The sequence below is a fragment of the Streptomyces sp. NPDC001985 genome (assembly GCF_040296845.1).
GTDB lineage: Bacteria > Actinomycetota > Actinomycetes > Streptomycetales > Streptomycetaceae > Streptomyces.
Window position 1 is genome coordinate 87783 of sequence record NZ_JBEOYB010000010.1, and the last position, 17011, is coordinate 104793.

A 17011-nucleotide genomic window follows, 5' to 3' on the forward strand; every position below is an offset into this window, starting at 1 on the left:
ATGCCGCTCCGGAGTGCCGCTCTGAAATACCGGTCGAAAGATGGTGCTCGGAGGTGCTGCCCGGGGTGCCGCGAGTGGCGGGGCCGTCCGTCCGCACGACGTACGGTCCGCCGGGGGTCGCGCATCCCAGGGGGTTCGAGTGCTTCCGGCATACCCATGTGTGTGCGACCGACGCACCGGGTTCGTGCACTGAAAGTAATCCTACGATCACCCGCCCGCGATGGCGATCCCGGAAACGCCACCATTCGCCACCCCTTCGAATGAACTCCGCCACCGTCGGCCGCGATTCACTTGACGGACCACGATTCAGAAGACGGCGGAACAGTGCTTACACAGGCGTGCGGCAGCGTCCGCACTCCCCCTCGCGCCACCGTGCGCCGCCCGAGCTTCACCTGTTGCGACGCAGTGTTACGAGGAAACTTCGGGTCGTAACCACCGGCGAGCACGACCCGTTGGAGGGGGCATGGGCATGGGCTTTACGATCGGCAGCAGCCGGGGAATCAGGGACATCCGGTCCGGCTCACGGCGCCGTGGCCGCACGGCCGAGTGCACCGTGGTCGCCGAGTACACCGGGCTGTGGGGCTGGTCCGTGGTCCCGGGGGCGCGCGTGGTGGCCGGCGGCTGTTCCTGCGAGAGCGCCGGGTGCGCGGCTCCGGGGGCGCATCCGCTGCCGTACGCCGACGAGGTCCCCGCGGGCGCCACGCTGGACCGGGTGCTGGCGGCCTGGGCGCGGCAGCCGGAGGCGGCACTGCTGCTGCCGGTGGGCCGCACCTTCGACATCCTCGACGTGGCGGCGCCGGCCGGACGGCGGGCGCTGGTGCGGCTGGAGCGGATGGGGCTTCCCCTGGGCCCGGTGACCGCGACACCGGACGGCCGCTGCCAGTTCTTCGTCGCCCCCGGCGCGGCGGACGATCTGCCGGATCTGCTCTACCGGATGGGCTGGGACGACGCGGATCTGGATCTGCACTGCCTGGGGCCGGGCGACCACATCACCGCGCCGCCGTCGGACCACGCCGGTCTGGGCCCGGTGGACTGGCTCCGCCCGCCGTCCCTGGACACGGCGGTGGCGCCGCCGGAGGCCCGGCTGCTGCTGGGGACACTGGCGTACATCTGCCACCGCTCGGCCGCCTAGGTCGTCTCTTTCGGATCGTGCCGGGCTCGCGAGCCCCGGCGCCGCGCCTCGCCGATCCGGCCCGATCCGAAAGAAACTCCCCAGGCGACGAGCGGAGGGCCCGCGCGGGGTCCGCCGCCTCCGGGCGGCGGACCCCGCGCGGGCCCGGGGGTTGATCTGCCGGGTGGGGCAGGTCAGTCGCCGATCAGCGCGTCCACGAACGCCTCCGGCTCGAACGGCGCGAGATCGTCCGGGCCCTCGCCCAGGCCGATCAGCTTCACCGGGACGCCCAGCTCGCGCTGGACGGCGATGACGATGCCGCCCTTGGCGGTGCCGTCCAGCTTGGTCAGCACGATGCCGGTGATGTCCACGACCTCGGCGAAGACCCGCGCCTGCACCAGGCCGTTCTGGCCGGTGGTGGCGTCCAGGACGAGCAGGATCTCGTCGAGCGGGCCGTGCTTCTCCACGACGCGCTTGACCTTGCCCAGCTCGTCCATCAGACCGGTCTTGGTGTGCAGCCGGCCCGCCGTGTCGATCAGCACCACATCGGCGCCCTCGGCGATGCCCTCCTTGACCGCGTCGAACGCGATCGACGCCGGGTCGCCGCCCTCGGGACCGCGCACGGTGCGGGCGCCGACGCGCTCGCCCCAGGTCTGGAGCTGGTCGGCCGCCGCCGCCCGGAAGGTGTCCGCGGCGCCGAGGACGACCGAGCGGCCGTCCGCGACCAGCACACGGGCGAGCTTGCCGGTGGTGGTGGTCTTGCCGGTGCCGTTGACGCCGACGACCATGACGACACCGGGGGTGTCGAGGCCGCTCTCGGTCTTCACCGCGCGGTCGGCCTCGGTGCCGATGAGGTGGAGCAGCTCCTCCCGGAGCAGGGCGCGCAGCTCGTCCGGGGTGCGGGTGCCGAGCACCCGGACCCGCTCACGGAGCCGTTCCACCAGCTCCTGGGTGGGGGCGACACCGACATCGGCGACGAGGAGGGTCTCCTCGATCTCCTCCCAGGTGTCCTCGTCGAGGTGCTCGCGGGAGAGCAGGGTGAGGAGCCCCTTGCCGAGGGAGTTCTGCGAGCGGGCGAGGCGGGCGCGCAGCCGGACGAGCCGGCCGGCGGTGGGCTCCGGGACCTCGATCGCGGGGGCCGGGGACTCCGCGACGACGGGGTCCTCGACGGCGACCGGGGTGCCGGCGAGTTCGTCGGCCGGCGGGAGGTCGACCTCTTCGATGGTGCGGCGTGGTTCTTCCCGCGGTGTCTCCGCCTCGTCGCCGACATGCGGCTCGGCGGGCGGAGCGGTGATGGTCGGCGCGGACGACGGGGCCGATGGCGGCAGCTGCTTCTTCTTGCGGCTGCTGATCACGAGCCCGCTGATCGCGCCGACGGCGACCAGGGCGATGACTACAGCAAGGATGACGAATTCCATAACCCACCCAGTATCGGTCACACCCCACCGGACCCGGGGGGCCACACCCCGGGCGGACCCGCACGGCCTTCCCGGCCGTCCCGGGAGCCTGTTTCCCGGGGCTGTCCCCCTGCCCGCGAGCGGCGGCGGAAAACCCGGATGACGGGTGTGCGCCACGCGGGCTAGCGTCGGGGAAATGACCGCCCTGGAGTACCGGACCATTCCGGATGAACAGCTCGACCGCGCCCTGGACCTGCACTATCTCGTCTTTCTGGAGAAGGGCGTCGAGGAGGACACCCGCAAGCGCCACCGGGAGGCCCTGGCGCACTGCGAGCGCGTCGGAGCCTATGAGGGGGAGGAACTCGTCGGACTGCTGGGCGCCCACCCGCTGGAGCTGTCGGTGCCCGGCGGGGAGCTGCCGTGCGCCGGGGTGACCTTTGTCTCCGTGGCGCCGACCCACCGCAGGCGCGGGGTCCTCAGCGGGATGATCGCCGAGCTGTGGCGGCGGTGCGCGGCGGCCGGGCAGCCGCTGGCCGCGCTCTGGGTCTCGGAGTCGGGGATCTACGGCCGGTTCGGCTATGAGCCGGCGACCCGCTCGTACTCGGTGGAGATCGACACCGACGTGCCGCTGGAGCTGCGGATCGAGCCCGACGGCCGTCCGCTGCGGCTGGTCCCCGCCTCGGACGCGCCCGCGCTGATCGGCCCCCTGCACGCCGCCGCGCGGGCGGAGCGCGCGGGCCGGGTGGCCCGGGACGAGTTCTGGTGGCGTACGCACACCCTGCCCGAGGAGGACGAGGACAGCGACGAGCTGAGCCCGCCCCGGGTGGTGACGATCGGCGAGCCGGGCGAGGAGCCCGCGGGCTATGTCTTCTACCGCACCACGCGGGACGACGAGGGCCGGGGCACGGTCCATCTGCGGGAGCTGGAGGCCGATTCCCCGGCCGTGGCCGCCGCGCTCTGGCGGTTCGTGACCTCGATCGACCTGGTGGACAAGGTGAAGGCGTGGGGCCGGCCGCTGGACGATCCGCTGCTGCGGATCGTCGCCGACCGGGACCGGGTGCGGGTCACCCAGGAGTTCCCGGCGCTCTGGCTGCGCACGGTCGATGTGGCCGCGGCGCTGGAGGGACGGAGCTGGTCGGCGCCGCTGGATCTGGTGCTGGAGGTGACCGACACACGGCTGCCCGCCAACGCCGGGCGGTACCGGGTGACCGCCAAGCCCGGCGAGGGCGGCCACCGGGCCCGGGTCGCGCGCACCGGGGACGCCGCCGATCTCACCCTGGACGTCCGGGAGCTCGCGGCGCTCTATCTCGGGGACATCGACCCGGCGGAGCTGGTCCGCGCGGGGCTGGTGACCGAGCACGCGCCCGGCGCGGCGCGGCTGCTGGGCCTCGCCGCGCGGACGGAGCTGCTGCCGCACACCACGGACGAGTTCTGACCGTGCCCCCTGTGCCCCCGGCGCGTCCCGGGGGCACAGGGGGCACGGGGGCCCGGGGAGGGGTCAGCCCATCTCCTCCAGCGACTTGCCCTTGGTCTCCTTGACGAACAGCAGCACGAACGGGATCGAGAGCACCGCGAAGGAGGCGTAGATGACGTACGTCCCCGAGAGGTTCCAGTCCGAGAGGCTCGGGAAGGTCGCGGTGATGGCCCAGTTGGCGATCCACTGCGCGGACGCGGCGACTCCGAGCGCCGCCGCCCTGATCCGGTTGGGGAACATCTCGCCCAGGAAGACCCAGACCACCACACCCCACGAGAGGGCGAAGAAGAGCACGAAGACATGGGCGGCGACCAGCGCCACGGTCCCCTCGGTGCCGGGCAGTTTGCCGTCCACCAGATCGGCGGAGAAGGCCCAGGCCTCGAACGCCAGGGCGATGGCCATTCCGGTCGAGCCGATCAGCGCGAGGGGCCTGCGGCCAATCCGGTCGACGAGCACCATCGCGATCACCGTGCCGATGATGTTCACGATCGATGTGGTGAACGAGTAGAAGAACGAGCTGGTCGGGTCGATGCCGACGGACTGCCAGAGCGTGGACGAGTAGTAGAACGCCACATTGATGCCGACGAGCTGCTGGAAGACCGAGAGTCCGATACCCACCCAGACGATGGGCAGAAAGCCGAAGCGCGAGCCGAGCAGATCCTTGAAGGTCGACTTGTGCTCCCGGCGCATCGCGTGGTCGATCTCCTGGACCCGGGCGTCCAGATCGATGTGCTCGCCCTCCACCTCGGCGAGCACCTTCTTCGCCCGGCCGACCTTGCCGACCGAGATCAGATAGCGGGGGGACTCGGGGATCGCGAAGGAGAGGAGCCCGTACAGCAGGGCCGGGATGACCATCACCCCGAGCATCCACTGCCAGGCCTCCAGGCCGGCGAGCTCCCCGCGCTGGTCCCCGTCGGCGAGCTGGAGGATGCCGAAGTTCACCAGCTGGGAGACGGCGATACCGATGACGATCGCGGCCTGCTGGAAGGAGGCGAGCCGGCCCCGGTAGGCGGGCGGTGAGACCTCGGCGATGTACGCGGGGCCGATGACCGAGGCCATGCCGATGGCGAAGCCGCCGATGATGCGCCACATCGCCAGGTCCCAGAGCGCGAACGGCAGCGCGGAGCCCACCGCGCTGACGGCGAAGAGCAGGGCCGCGATCCGCATGCACGCGATCCGGCCGATCCGGTCGGCGATCCGGCCCGCGGTGGCCGCGCCGATGGCACAGCCGATCAGGGCGATGGCGATGACCTGGGCGAGTTCCCCGGAACCGATGGCGTAACGGTCACGGATGGCCTCGACCGCGCCATTGATGACCGAACTGTCGTAGCCGAAGAGGAAGCCGCCCATCGCGGCGGACGCGGTGATGAAGATGACATGACCGAGATGCTCGGGGTGGGCCTCACGGGCCCCCGAAGCCGGGGGCGGACTGCTGGTCACATGTACTCCTGGGGCCGTTGCTCGTGGACCGCCCGACAGCTCCGCCCCTCAGGGCGAGCCCTTCCAGTGGTGCACACCCGCACGGGGGTCACCAGCGGGGTGGGCTGTCGGTGTGAGGGCGGCCGGGAAGGTCAGCGCAGGCGCTGGCTGATGACCTTGGAGACGCCGTCGCCCTGCATGGAGACGCCGTACAGCGCGTCCGCGACCTCCATCGTCCGCTTCTGGTGGGTGATCACAATCAGCTGGGAGGACTCCTGAAGCTCCTGCATGAGCCGGATCAGCCGCTGGAGATTGGTGTCGTCGAGCGCCGCCTCGACCTCGTCCATCACATAGAACGGGCTCGGCCGGGCCTTGAAGATCGCCACCAGCAGCGCCACGGCGGTCAGCGAGCGCTCGCCGCCGGAGAGCAGGGAGAGCCGCTTCACCTTCTTGCCCGGCGGGCGCGCCTCGACCTCCACGCCCGTGGTGAGCATGTCGCCGGGGTCGGTCAGGATCAGTCTGCCCTCGCCACCGGGGAAGAGCCGCGCGAAGACGCCTTCGAACTCGCGGGCCGTGTCCCGGTACGCCTCGGTGAAGACCTGCTCGACGCGTTCGTCCACCTCCTTCACGACCTTCAGAAGATCGGCTCTGGTCTTCTTCAGGTCATCGAGCTGTTCCGAGAGGAACCGATGGCGCTCCTCCAGCGCCGCGAACTCCTCAAGGGCCAGCGGGTTCACCTTTCCGAGCTGCTGATACGCCCGTTCGGCCGACTTCAGGCGCTTTTCCTGATCGGCGCGGACGAAACCTGCGGGCCGGTTGCGGGGGTGGGCGGGGTCCTCGGGCAGCTCCTCGCCGTCGGCCGGCGGGGACGGCGGTACGGGCTGGTCGGGGCCGTACTCCGCGACCAGCGCGGCCGGTTCCACGCCCAGCTCCTCCAGGGCCCTGCCCTCCAGCTGCTCGATCCGCAGCCGCTTCTCGGCGCCCAGCACCTCGCCCCGGTGGACCGAGTGGGTGAGCTTGTCCAGCTCCTCCTTGAGCTCGCGGCCCCCGGCGCGGGCGTGGGCCAGCTCCCGCTCCCGGCCCGCCCGGGCCGCCTCCGCCGCGGTGCGCTCCCCGTCGGCGCGCAGCAGCGACACCTCCACATGCGCCAGCAGTTGGCGGGCGCCGGCCGCCACGGCCGAGGCCACCGCCGCCTCGTGGCGCAGCCGGGCGCGGCGCGCGTCGGCGCGGGCCCGCGACTCCCGTTCGGCGCGGGCTCCCCGGTCGAGGGAGTCGGCCCGGCCCGCGAGGCCCTTCATCCGCTCCTCGTGGGTACGGAGCTGGAGCCGGGCCTCCATCTCGGTCTGGCGGGCGTTGGCGCCGTCGGCGGCGAGCCGGTCCCGCACCTGGGTGTCGGGCTCGTCCTCCGCGGGTGCCTCCTCGGCGACGAGCAGCCGCTCGGCCAGCTCCTCGGCCTCCTCGCGGGCCCGCTCCAGCGCCTGGCGGGCGCGGGTGACGGCGGCGGCGGTGCGCTCGGCCTCGCCGCCGGCGGCCCTGGCCTGCCCGGAGAGGGTCCCGAGCCGGCCGGAGACGGCGGACTTCTCCCGGTCGGCGGCACGACGGCGCTCCCCCAGCTCCTCGACGAGCCCGGCGCACTCCGCGTGCCGGGCGGCGGCCCGCTCCCTGGCCCCGGCCAGCTCCGTGCGGCGGCCGGCCAGCTCCGCGAGACCGGCCGCCGCCTCGTCCACGGCCGCCCGCACCTCCAGCAGGCTGGGCGCCCCGGCCGCCCCGCCCTGGGCGAAGTGGGCGCCGAGCAGGTCCCCCTCGGCGGTCACGGCGGTGAGCCCGGGCCGGGCGCGGATCAGTTCCTCGGCGTCCGCGAGGGTCTCCACCACGACGCATCCGCTCAGCAGCCGCCGTACGGCCGGCATCAGCTCATCGGGACCGCGCACGAGATCGACGGCGTACGGCCAGGCTCCGGGGACGGCGCCCGGCGCGGTGTCCGTGCCGGGGCCGGTGCCCGTGCGGGGACCCGGGTGCGGGCCGGGGCCCGGGTGCGGGCCGGGGCCCGGGTGCGGGTGCGGGTGGTGAGGCGCCGCCGGGGCGCGGTCCTGTTCCGGCGCACCGGCCAGCAGCAGGGAGGCCCGGCCCGCGTCGGTCTTGCGCAGGAGCCGCAGGGCCTCGGCGGCCGTCGTGGGGGTGGTGACCGCGACCGCGTCGGCGGCGGCTCCCAGGGCAGCGGCGACGGGGACCTCCCGGCCGGGGGTGACGTCGAGCAGCCCGGAGGCCGGGCCGAGCACCCCGGTGAGCCGGTCGGCGGCGGCCAGCAGCGCGCCGGTGCCGTCCTTGCGGCGCAGCCCGAGGGCGAGGGCCTCGCGGCGGGCGGTGAGGGCGGCGTGCTCGCGCTCGGTGGTGGTGAGCGCCTCGCGGGCGGCGTTCAGCGCGGACTCGGCGCCGGCCAGGGCGCGCCGGGCGGCGTCGTGGCGCTCGGCCAGTTCGCTGTCGCCCGCGTCCAGCCCCGCCACCTCGGCCCTCAGCCGCTCGTACGCCCCGCCGGCGGTGACGGCCCGTTCACGGGCCTCCTCGTGGGCGGCGGCGAGCCGGTCGATCTCGGCCTGGGCGGAGGCGGCCCGGCCCCGGGCCGCGGTGACCTGGCCGCCCAGCCGGGCGAGGCCCTCGCGCCGGTCGGCGATGGCGCGGGCGGCGTCCCTGAGCCGGCGCTCCTCGTCGGCCAGTCCCCGTTCCAGCCCGGCGCGGTGGGCGACGGTGTCCTCCAGCGCCCGCTGGGCCGCCTCCACCGCCGCCGCCAGCTCGGCCTCCTGCTCACGGACGCGGGCGGCCTCCCGCTCCATGTCCTCGGGCTCCCGGCCGCGCCGCTCCTCCGGCGGCCGCGCGGTCGCGCTCTTCACCCGGGCGTCGGCGAGGGAGACGGTGCCGCGCACCCGTTCGGCCTGCTGGGAGAGTTCGTACCAGCTCTGCTGGGCGCGCTGGAGCCGGGGGGCGAACCGCCGCGTCTCCTCCTCCAGGGCGGCCTCCCGGGCGAGTGCCGCCGCCAGCCGGGCCGCCGCGCTCTCCCTGCGCTCCCTGAGCGCGGCCTCGTCGGCCAGCTCCGCCGCGAGGGCGGCCCTCAGGGTGACGAGGTCGTCGGCGAGGAGGCGCAGCCGGGCGTCGCGCAGATCGGCCTGGATGACGGCGGCCCGGCGGGCGACGGCCGCCTGCCGTCCCAGCGGTTTGAGCTGTCGGCGCAGTTCGTCGGTGAGGTCCTGGACACGGGCGAGATTGGCGCGCATCGCGTCGAGTTTCCGCAGCGCCTTCTCCTTGCGCTTGCGGTGCTTGAGCACTCCGGCGGCCTCCTCGATGAAGGCGCGGCGCCCCAGGGGATCGGCGTGGAGCACCGAGTCGAGACGTCCCTGTCCGACGATGACATGCATTTCCCGGCCGATGCCGGAGTCGGAGAGGAGTTCCTGGATATCGAGGAGCCGGCAGGTGTCGCCATTGATCTGGTATTCGCTGCCGCCATTGCGGAACATGATCCGCGTAATGGTGACCTCGGCATAGTCGATGGGGAGCGCGCCGTCGGAGTTGTCGATGGTCAGGGAGACCTCGGCCCGGCCGAGCGGCTGCCGCCCGGTCGTCCCGGCGAAGATGACGTCCTCCATCTTTCCGCCGCGCAGCGACTTGGCGCCCTGTTCGCCCATGACCCAGGAGAGCGCGTCCACCACATTGGACTTTCCGGAGCCGTTGGGGCCCACCACACAGGTGATACCGGGTTCGAACCGCAGTGTCGTGGCGGAGGCGAAGGATTTGAAACCGCGCAGGGTCATGGCCTTGAGGTGCACGCAGCCGGACTCTACCTTCAGCCGGCGGTTTCACCCATGAAGGCGAGGGGCACATCAGACGGTGAGGGGAGGGACAGGATGGCACGGGGGGAAAGAAAGAAGGGACGCCGAGGCGTCCCTTGCATATCTTGCGCGATGAATCCAGCGGACCTCCGGGCTCAGGTGAGCGCGGGCTCCGCCTGCGGTACGTCGATGTCGATGCCGTCAAGCAGCGACTCTCCGGGGTGCTGAGCGACGGCGGCGCTGAGCGCGTCATTCTCGGACTGAATCCGTACGAGTTCGGATTCGAGGTCCTGGACGCGCTGCTGAAGCCGTCGCATCTCGGCGAGGAGTCGCGGGTCAGAACCGCCGACGTAACCGAGAAGCGCCTTTGCCATGATGGATGGTCCTCCACACTGAGTGACCGACCGATGCGGTGTGGGTCGTGAGGGATTCGCACCCGCGGTGCTCGACAGTGCTGTGGTACTGCTGAATCGCTGCGGTTCTTACTGCCAAACAGCTAAGGTGCGCGGGGATTCCAGAGTCTCACCAAAAAGTTTGACGGTCAACACGATCACGCCCCGTGCGGAGGGGGCGACCCGGGTGCTCACGGCTGCCGCGACGGCGCCGGAGGGCTCTGCCCCGGGGCTCCGGGGGCGGGTGTTTCCCCCTGGTCGCCGCATCCTGGCACGGACCGCCCCCATCGGCAACCACCTGCTCGTTTATGCGTTCGGCGGGTGCCGGGACGAGCCGCGCCGGGCGCCCCCGGAGCCCCGGGACCGGGTGCGTTGCTCAGCGGATGGCGAAGCCGTCATAGCCGCCTCTGGGCGTGTCCCATATCTCAGTCACACCGTCCACACGGCCGGGTGTGTCGTCCGAACGCAGCCACTCCAGCAGCCGGTGGCAATTCTCACGTGACCCCTCCGCCACAATCTGCACCCTGCCGTCGTCCAGGTTGAGGGCGAATCCGGTGAGCCCGCCGATCTCCAGTGCATTTGCCCTGGTGAACCAGCGAAATCCCACTCCCTGTACTCGACCGCGTACCCAGGCGGTCAGTCGTGCCTTGTCGTTCATGACTGCACGGTATCCGCACGGGCGGCGAGTGATTTGCTCATGAGCCGCTTACGGCCCAGGCGTCATGGCGTACAGTCCCGTCGCAATGAAGGTCACCCGTTCGGGTGAACCGGATCGATCCGTTCCGCCACCGCGGAACCGGTGCGCGACCGGCGTGCGACCCGGCCGTGCGAACGGCGCCCGGCGGTGCGCGGGCGGATCGTCTCAGCCGTTGAGTACGAGGAAGGCACAGTTCCATGGGACGCCATCGACGCTCCACTCAGCGTGCGGGCAGGCCCGTACGCACGGGACTGCTCGGCGCCTCCGCCGCGATGGCGGTGGGGGCCGTCGCCGTCGCGTCCGGGCTGATTCCCGGCGGCTCCACCTTCACCTCCGGCTCGGGCAGCACTCCCAGCGGGGCGCTCCGGAGCGAGGGGTCGGCCACGCTCCAGACCCAGGGCGAGCAGAGCGGAGAGCCCTCCCGGAGCAGCTCCGGCGCCGCTCCCGCCCACGCGCCCTCCACCTCTCCCGTTCCGAAGCCGCCGGCCGAGCCGTCGGCGAAGCCGTCGGAGCGGAGCAAGGCCCCCGCGCGGGAGACGACCGCGCCGAGGACGCGTCCGTCCGCTGCCGCCAAGCCCCCGGTCCGCGAGCGGGAGCGCACCCCCGACCGCTCCGCCGAGCGGACCACCCCCGCCACCAGAACCCCCGCTCCCCCGCCGTCGTCCGCGCCCGCGCCGCCCTCCACCCCGTCCGAGTCGGGTGTCGAGGCCGAAGTGCTCGCACTCGTGAACGAGGAGCGCGCGAAGGTCGGCTGTGCCCCGGTCCGGTTCGACGCCTCGCTGGCCCGGCTGGCGGGCGACTTCAGCGGTGACATGGCGGCGCGCGGCTTCTTCTCGCACACCGACCCCGACGGGGACACCCCCTGGGACCGGGCCGAGCAGGCGGGCGTGGCGAATCTCGGCGGCGAGAACATAGCCCGCGGCCAGGCGGACGCGGGTGCGGTGATGAACTCCTGGATGAACAGCGAGGGCCACCGCGCCAACATTCTCAACTGCGACTACAAGACCCTGGGGGTCGGTGTCCACATGGGCGACGGCGGCCCGTGGTGGACCCAGAACTTCGGCTTCTGACGGCCGGTGCCCCGCGCGGCCCGGCCGGGCACGGTCACCGGCCCCTTGCCGTCACCCCGCCGTCACCGGACCCTTGCCGTCACCCCGCCGTCACCGGACCCTTGCCGTCACCGGGCGCGCGCGGGCCTGGCGGGACGCTGACAGCGCGGGCAGAAGTAGCTGGAACGGTTCATCCAGGGACGTCTGCGCATCGGGGTGCCGCAGCGGCGGCAGGGCTCGTCCTCCCGGCCGTAGGCGTCCAGCGAGCGGTCGAAGTACCCCGATTCGCCGTTCACATTGACGTACAGGCTGTCGAAGCTGGTGCCGCCGACCGCCAGGGCCGCGCGCATCACCTCCCGTACATGACCGAGCAGCTCGGCCGACCGGGCCCGGGAGATGCCCGCCGTGGGGCGCTCGTAGTGGAGCCGGGCACGCCAGAGCGCCTCGTCCGCGTAGATATTGCCCACGCCGCTGATCAGGGACTGGTCGAGGAGCGCCCGTTTCACCGTGGTGCGCTTCAGCCGCAGCGCCGTGTGGAAGGCGTCGTCGTCGAAGGCGGGGTCGAGGGGGTCGCGGGCGATGTGCGCGATGACATCGGGCAGCCCGTCGGGGGTGTTGTCGTGGAGGGAGAGCCCGCCGAAGGTCCGCTGGTCGACGAAGCGCAGTTCGGTGCCGAGGGTGTCGTCGAAGCTGACCCTGATCCGCAGATGCTTCTCGTCGCCGGCGTCCTCGGGCTGCACGAGCAGCTGTCCGCTCATGCCCAGGTGGCCGAGGACGGAGGAGTCGGTGTCGGCGAGCGGCAGCCACAGATACTTGCCGCGGCGCCGGGCGATGCCGACGCTGTGTCCCTTGAGCCGGGCCGCGAAGTCGTCGGCCCCGGCGAGATGGCGGCGGACGGCCCGCGGATGCAGCACCTGCACCTCGGCGATCGTCCGTCCGCTGACCCAGCGCTGGAGTCCTCGGCGTACGACCTCGACCTCGGGCAGCTCGGGCACGGGGCTCCTCCGGAAATGCTCACGGTAACGCCCGCAGCGTACCGCTCCCGGGTCGTGGACCCTTCATCGGACAGCGGGCGGAGGACGAGATTCCGCCGGTCACCGGGGGTGGGGCGGGTGGGAAGAGCGGTGGCCCCGCGCCTCCGGACGGGTCCGGTGGCGCGGGGCCGGTGGTGCGGGTGACGGATCAGGCCGTGGCCCGGTCCGCCTGCTCCTGGGGTCCGGCGTCCGCGGGGGTGCCGGCGGGCACCTCCGGGGAGGCGGACACGGAACCGGTGCCGTTGCCGCCGGGGCCGGCCACGGGGGCCGGCTCCGCCGGGTCCTGCTCCGAGACCTCGGCCCGGGCCGCGGCTTCCGCCACGTTCGCGGCTTCGGCTTCTGCCGCCGCCCCTGCCCTCTCGGCCTCGGCGCGCCGGTCCGCGGCGGCACGGATCTCCCGCCACGCGGACTCCGCCGCCTGCTGTTCCGCTTCCTTCTTGCTGCGGCCGGTGCCGGTGCCGTACGAGACACCACCGACGCGGGCGGCAGCGGTGAAGGTCTTCTCGTGGTCCGGACCCGTCTCCGTGACGAGATACTCCGGGACCCCGAGTCCCTCGGCCGCGGTGAGTTCCTGGAGGCTGGTCTTCCAGTCCAGGCCCGCACCGAGGTTCGACGATTTCTCGATCAGTGGATCGAAGAGGCGGTGCACCAGCTCCGACGCCGCTTCGAGACCCTGGTCGAGATAGACCGCGCCGATCACCGCTTCCAGGGTGTCGGCGAGGATGGACGCCTTGTCCCGGCCGCCCGTGCCCTCTTCGCCCCGGCCGAGCCGGATGAAGAGGCCCAGTTCCAGCCCGCGGCCGACCTCGGCCAGCGCACGCGAGTTGACCACCGCGGCCCGCAATTTGGCCAGCTGGCCTTCCGGCAGATCGGGGTGGGTGCGGTAGAGGGTGTCGGTGACCACCAGTCCGAGCACGGAGTCCCCGAGGAACTCCAGGCGCTCGTTGGTGGGCAGGCCGCCGTTCTCGTACGCGTAGGAACGGTGGGTCAGCGCACGCACCAGAAGGGCGGCCTCGAGCTGATACCCGAGCCGCCCTTCCAGAAGCGTGTGGGACGAGGCTGCGTTGACTGTTTTGCCGGCGTCTTCCTGCTTCTTGGCATTGGACAGCTCAGACATCGGGCCTCTCACCAGCCGCTCAGACCGCGAGGACCTGGCGCTTGTTGTAGGTGCCACAGCTAGGGCACGCGATGTGCTGCAGCTTGGGCTCCTGGCAACGCTCGCACGAAACCAGGGTGGGGACCGCAGCCTTCCACTGCGACCGGCGGTGGCGCGTGTTGCTGCGCGACATCTTCCGCTTCGGAACAGCCACGGCTACTTCTCCTGCTTCTCGTCGACGCCCGCTTCGGCGCCGCCCATGTTGTCCTTCTCGCCGTCCTTGACGGTTTCGGCGAGTCCTTGCAATGCCGCCCAACGGATGTCGACGGCATCATGGTGGTGGTCCGGGTCGTCGTCCAGCCTGATTCCGCACTGAGCGCAGAGTCCGGCACAGTCCTCCCGGCACACCGGCTGCATCGGCAGTGCGAGCACCACCGCATCACGCAGCACTGGTTCGAGGTCGAACATGCCGTCCTCGAGAGGGAGGATGTCCTCGTCCTCGGCGTCGTCGCCGGGCTCCGCGGCTCGGCCGCGGCCCCGGTCGTCGGCGTCGGGGTACGTGAACATCTCCTGGAAGTCCGCCACGACATCGAGGCGCAGCGGCTCCAGACACCTTACGCACTCCCCCTCGGCCGACGCACGGGCGGTGCCTGTGACAAGCACCCCTTCCATGACCGACTCCAGGCGGAGGTCCAGCTCGACACTCTCGCCGTCCGGCACGACGATGACGTCCTCGATCCCGAAGGCGGCCGGCGAACCGGGTGCCGGGACCGTGCGGGACAGCCGCTGGAGCGCGCCGGGACGCCGGCCCAGCTCGTGCGTGTCGAACACGAGGGGGTTTCGGTGGTCGAGGCGGGCGTTCAGGGCTCTTCCTGCTTTCGGATCGTGCTGCCGGGGGGAGAGGGGCTGCCGTCCCCGCACTGCGGGGGAGGCGGACAGCCTGGATCGCGTCACTACGGGCGACCGAAGAGCCAGGATACTGGACGGCGGGCGATAGACCCAATCCGGCCCCGGACCGCCCCCGGACCGGCCTCCCGGCTCATGGCCTCAGTGGCCCTGCTCATAGCGGCGGAGCTGGTCGAGGTCGATCATGCTGGTGTCGAAGAGGCTGGTCTCGTCCAGCGCCGCCGCCCCCTGCGGGCCGGGCTGCTGCGGCCCGCCGCTCTGCCCGGAGGCGTCCGGGTACGGGGCGTAGGGATCGGGCTGCGCGTACTGCCCGCCGTACTCCTGCTGCTGGTAGGCGGCGTAGGGGTCCTGCGGCGGGTCCTGCGGGTACTGCGCGTACGCCTGCTGTGGCTGGTAGTCGGCGAAGGGGTCGTGCTGGGCCGGGATGTGCGGCTGCGCGGCCGGCAGCGGCTGGGCGTGGGGCTGGGCGTGCGGCTCATGGACGGGCAGCGGCGGCGGGGCCTGCTCCGGGAGCCGCAGCGGCGGGGCCGGCTGGGGCGGGTGGGGTACGCGGGACTGGCGCGGCTCCGGGTCGGCCAGCTCGGCGAGACCGGCCAGATACTCCGCGTCACTGGAGTGGCGCCGGGTGCTGCCCGCCGCGTCCTGGGCCGCCATGTGCTCGCCCAGGGCGTCACCGGTGGTCCGCCCCTGGAGCTTCTGCCGGCCCCGGCCGACCGCCTCCAGGGTCTTGGAGAGCACCGCCTCGAACGCGCCGAGCTTGGCGTCCACGTACTCGTCGGCGCGGTGGATCAGGGTCTGCGGGTCGGCGCTGTACTCGGGGGCGTCCGGGTCGGGGTAGCCGTCCGGGGTGAGCCCCGGGCCCCGGCCGAGCAGCTTCTCCCGGCCCCGGTCGACCGAGCCGATGGTCTTGGTGAGGACGACCTCGAAGTTGGCGAGCTTGGAGTCGACGTAGTCGTCCGCCTCGGCCCTGATCTCCTCGGCCTCGCGCCGGGCGTCGGAGAGGATGCGGTCGGCCTCGTCCTGGGACTGCCGGGCGACCTGGGTGCTGGAGATCAGCGAGCCGCGCTCGGCGTGGGCGCTCTCGATGATCCGCTCGGCCTCGTGGCGGGCCCGGGCGACCAGCTGCTCCCGGTCCCCGATCAGCTCCTGGGCCTGCGCGAGCGACCCGGGGAGCGCCGCGCGCACCTCTTCGAGGCCGGCGAGCAGATCGGCGCGGTTGACCACGCAGGACGCCGACATGGGCATGGAGCGGGCGCTCCCGATCGCCTGGACGATCTCATCGAGCTTCTTCTGCACGTCCACCGTGGTCCGCCACTCCTGCCTGATGCCTCTGCGCCGCGTCCGCCGCGTCAGGGGACGGACGGGAAGACTGTACGGCGAGTGAGCCGCCCTCCGACACCGTTTGACGGGCCATCAGCCGCCGGCGTCCGGTGTCCCCCGAGGTCAGCGGGTCATTTGTCGGTGAGCCGGTCGATGAGCGCCTCGTGGACGGCCGGCGGGAGCAGATGGGAGACGTCCCCGCCCCAGGCGGCGACCTCCTTGACCAGACTGGAGGAGAGGAAGCTGTAGGTGGGGTTGGTGGGGACGAAGAGGGTCTCCACGCCCGAGAGGCCGTTGTTCATCTGGGCCATCTGGAGTTCGTAGTCGAAGTCGCTGACCGCCCGCAGGCCCTTGACGATGGCGGGGATGTCCCGCTCCTTGCAGAAGTCGACCAGCAGCCCGTGGTGGGACTCGACGGTCACGTTCTCGTACTCGGCGGTCACCCGGCGGATCAGGTCCATCCGCTCGTCGACGGTGAACAGGCCCTTCTTCGACTGGTTGATCATCACCGCGACGTGGACGACGTCGTACAGCTTGGAGGCGCGGGCGATGATGTCGAGATGTCCGTTGGTGATGGGGTCGAACGACCCCGGACAGACTGCGCGGCGCACTGGAAGTCCCTCGCTCTCCGGCCCGTTCATGGGGCGTCTTCGCACATAGATGCCTCGTCGCAGACAGAGGCGGCGCGACCGTACCAAAACGTTCCCTCGCCGTAGCGACGGGAGCGCAGTGGCTCGAAACCCGGTGGCCAGCTGAAGGTGCCGCCTCTGGTGCTGCGTTCCACGGTGGCCAGCGCATCGCCCGTGAGCCAGCCCTGGGTGCGGAGTGTGAGCAGGATCTCCCGAAGATCATCGTCCGTGACGGCGTACGGCGGATCGAGGAAGACCACGTCGAAGGGGTCGGCGGGGGCCGGTCCCGCCACGATCTGTTCGGCCCTGCCGGTACGGACCTCGGCGCCGGGCAGACCGAGCGCGCGGACGTTCTCCCGGACGGTGCGGGCGGCGCGGGCGTCCGCCTCCACGAGCAGGGCGTGGGAGGCGCCCCGGGAGAGCGCCTCCAGGCCGACCGCTCCGGAGCCCGCGTAGAGATCGGCGACCCGGACGCCGTCGAGCGTGCCGAGCAGCGCCTCCCAGCTGGAGAAGAGGCCCTCGCGAGCGCGGTCGGACGTGGGGCGGGTGCCGGTGCCGGGCGGGACGGCGAGGCGGCGTCCGCCGGCCGCACCGGCGATCACGCGGGTCATCTCGGTCCTTCTGGGGTGAGAGGGGCGGTCGGGTCCGGTGGATCGGCGCCGGGCC

Annotated in this window: 15 protein-coding genes; 3 read left to right on the top strand and 12 right to left on the bottom strand. The window is 72.4% G+C overall.

Annotated elements, in window-relative coordinates:
- Window positions 1–469: 469 nt before the first annotated feature.
- Window positions 470–1132, top strand: coding sequence for a bifunctional DNA primase/polymerase (locus tag ABT122_RS06795; protein WP_351546544.1), 663 nt, complete (start codon window positions 470–472; stop codon window positions 1130–1132).
- A 173-nt stretch (window positions 1133–1305) separates the two neighbouring features.
- Here the strand turns inward: ABT122_RS06795 and ftsY are convergent, their stop codons facing one another.
- The gene (ftsY, locus tag ABT122_RS06800) at window positions 1306–2529 is read right to left on the bottom strand and encodes a signal recognition particle-docking protein FtsY (protein ID WP_351546441.1); all 1224 of its coding nucleotides are present in this window, start codon (window positions 2527–2529) and stop codon (window positions 1306–1308) included.
- Between the two features lie 175 nt (window positions 2530–2704).
- Between ftsY and ABT122_RS06805 the strand changes: the two genes are divergently transcribed.
- A complete protein-coding gene (locus ABT122_RS06805) occupies window positions 2705–3943 on the top strand; it encodes a GNAT family N-acetyltransferase (RefSeq protein WP_351546443.1) in 1239 nt (412 codons plus the stop codon).
- Window positions 3944–4006: 63 nt separating this feature from the next.
- Here ABT122_RS06805 and ABT122_RS06810 read toward each other — a convergent pair whose 3' ends face one another.
- From ABT122_RS06810 to ABT122_RS06825, 4 genes are all read right to left on the bottom strand, one after another.
- Window positions 4007–5422: a sugar porter family MFS transporter gene (locus ABT122_RS06810; RefSeq protein WP_351546445.1), complete on the bottom strand. Its 1416-nt coding sequence runs from the start codon at window positions 5420–5422 to the stop codon at window positions 4007–4009.
- Window positions 5423–5553: 131 nt separating this feature from the next.
- Window positions 5554–9219, bottom strand: coding sequence for an SMC hinge domain-related protein (locus ABT122_RS06815; RefSeq protein ID WP_351546448.1), 3666 nt, complete (start codon window positions 9217–9219; stop codon window positions 5554–5556).
- 158 nt (window positions 9220–9377) lie between these two features.
- A complete protein-coding gene (locus ABT122_RS06820; RefSeq protein ID WP_153486296.1) occupies window positions 9378–9596 on the bottom strand; it encodes a hypothetical protein in 219 nt (72 codons plus the stop codon).
- Window positions 9597–9990: 394 nt separating this feature from the next.
- Complete coding sequence (locus ABT122_RS06825) at window positions 9991–10272, bottom strand: acylphosphatase (RefSeq protein ID WP_351546452.1); 282 nt, start codon at window positions 10270–10272, stop codon at window positions 9991–9993.
- A gap of 236 nt (window positions 10273–10508) precedes the next feature.
- Between ABT122_RS06825 and ABT122_RS06830 the strand changes: the two genes are divergently transcribed.
- Window positions 10509–11381, top strand: a complete 873-nt coding sequence (locus ABT122_RS06830) for a CAP domain-containing protein (RefSeq protein ID WP_351546455.1) — start codon at window positions 10509–10511, stop codon at window positions 11379–11381.
- A gap of 107 nt (window positions 11382–11488) precedes the next feature.
- Here ABT122_RS06830 and mutM read toward each other — a convergent pair whose 3' ends face one another.
- From mutM to rsmD, 7 genes are all read right to left on the bottom strand, one after another.
- Complete coding sequence (gene mutM / locus ABT122_RS06835) at window positions 11489–12355, bottom strand: bifunctional DNA-formamidopyrimidine glycosylase/DNA-(apurinic or apyrimidinic site) lyase (RefSeq protein WP_351546458.1); 867 nt, start codon at window positions 12353–12355, stop codon at window positions 11489–11491.
- Between the two features lie 187 nt (window positions 12356–12542).
- Window positions 12543–13511 (bottom strand): ribonuclease III, encoded by a 969-nt coding sequence (rnc, locus tag ABT122_RS06840; protein WP_351546461.1) that lies wholly within the window; start codon window positions 13509–13511, stop codon window positions 12543–12545.
- A gap of 19 nt (window positions 13512–13530) precedes the next feature.
- The gene (rpmF, locus tag ABT122_RS06845) at window positions 13531–13704 is read right to left on the bottom strand and encodes a 50S ribosomal protein L32 (protein ID WP_043229344.1); all 174 of its coding nucleotides are present in this window, start codon (window positions 13702–13704) and stop codon (window positions 13531–13533) included.
- A 2-nt stretch (window positions 13705–13706) separates the two neighbouring features.
- Window positions 13707–14354 (bottom strand): YceD family protein, encoded by a 648-nt coding sequence (locus tag ABT122_RS06850; RefSeq protein WP_351546547.1) that lies wholly within the window; start codon window positions 14352–14354, stop codon window positions 13707–13709.
- A gap of 183 nt (window positions 14355–14537) precedes the next feature.
- Window positions 14538–15698 carry a F0F1 ATP synthase subunit B gene (locus tag ABT122_RS06855; RefSeq protein WP_351546465.1) on the bottom strand — a complete coding sequence of 387 codons (1161 nt, stop codon included), beginning with the start codon at window positions 15696–15698 and terminating at the stop codon, window positions 14538–14540.
- 149 nt (window positions 15699–15847) lie between these two features.
- A complete protein-coding gene (gene coaD, locus ABT122_RS06860) occupies window positions 15848–16327 on the bottom strand; it encodes a pantetheine-phosphate adenylyltransferase (RefSeq protein ID WP_351546467.1) in 480 nt (159 codons plus the stop codon).
- Window positions 16328–16353: 26 nt separating this feature from the next.
- Complete coding sequence (gene rsmD, locus ABT122_RS06865; RefSeq protein WP_351546469.1) at window positions 16354–16956, bottom strand: 16S rRNA (guanine(966)-N(2))-methyltransferase RsmD; 603 nt, start codon at window positions 16954–16956, stop codon at window positions 16354–16356.
- Between the last annotated feature and the right edge of the window lie 55 nt (window positions 16957–17011).

Coding starts and splice junctions, on each gene's coding strand:
- ABT122_RS06795 (WP_351546544.1), top strand. CDS start 470: ATGGGCTTTACGATCGGCAGCAGCCGGGGAATCAGGGACATCCGGTCC.
- ftsY (WP_351546441.1), bottom strand. CDS start 2,529: ATGGAATTCGTCATCCTTGCTGTAGTCATCGCCCTGGTCGCCGTCGGC.
- ABT122_RS06805 (WP_351546443.1), top strand. CDS start 2,705: ATGACCGCCCTGGAGTACCGGACCATTCCGGATGAACAGCTCGACCGC.
- ABT122_RS06820 (WP_153486296.1), bottom strand. CDS start 9,596: ATGGCAAAGGCGCTTCTCGGTTACGTCGGCGGTTCTGACCCGCGACTC.
- ABT122_RS06825 (WP_351546452.1), bottom strand. CDS start 10,272: ATGAACGACAAGGCACGACTGACCGCCTGGGTACGCGGTCGAGTACAG.
- ABT122_RS06830 (WP_351546455.1), top strand. CDS start 10,509: ATGGGACGCCATCGACGCTCCACTCAGCGTGCGGGCAGGCCCGTACGC.
- rnc (WP_351546461.1), bottom strand. CDS start 13,511: ATGTCTGAGCTGTCCAATGCCAAGAAGCAGGAAGACGCCGGCAAAACA.
- rsmD (WP_351546469.1), bottom strand. CDS start 16,956: ATGACCCGCGTGATCGCCGGTGCGGCCGGCGGACGCCGCCTCGCCGTC.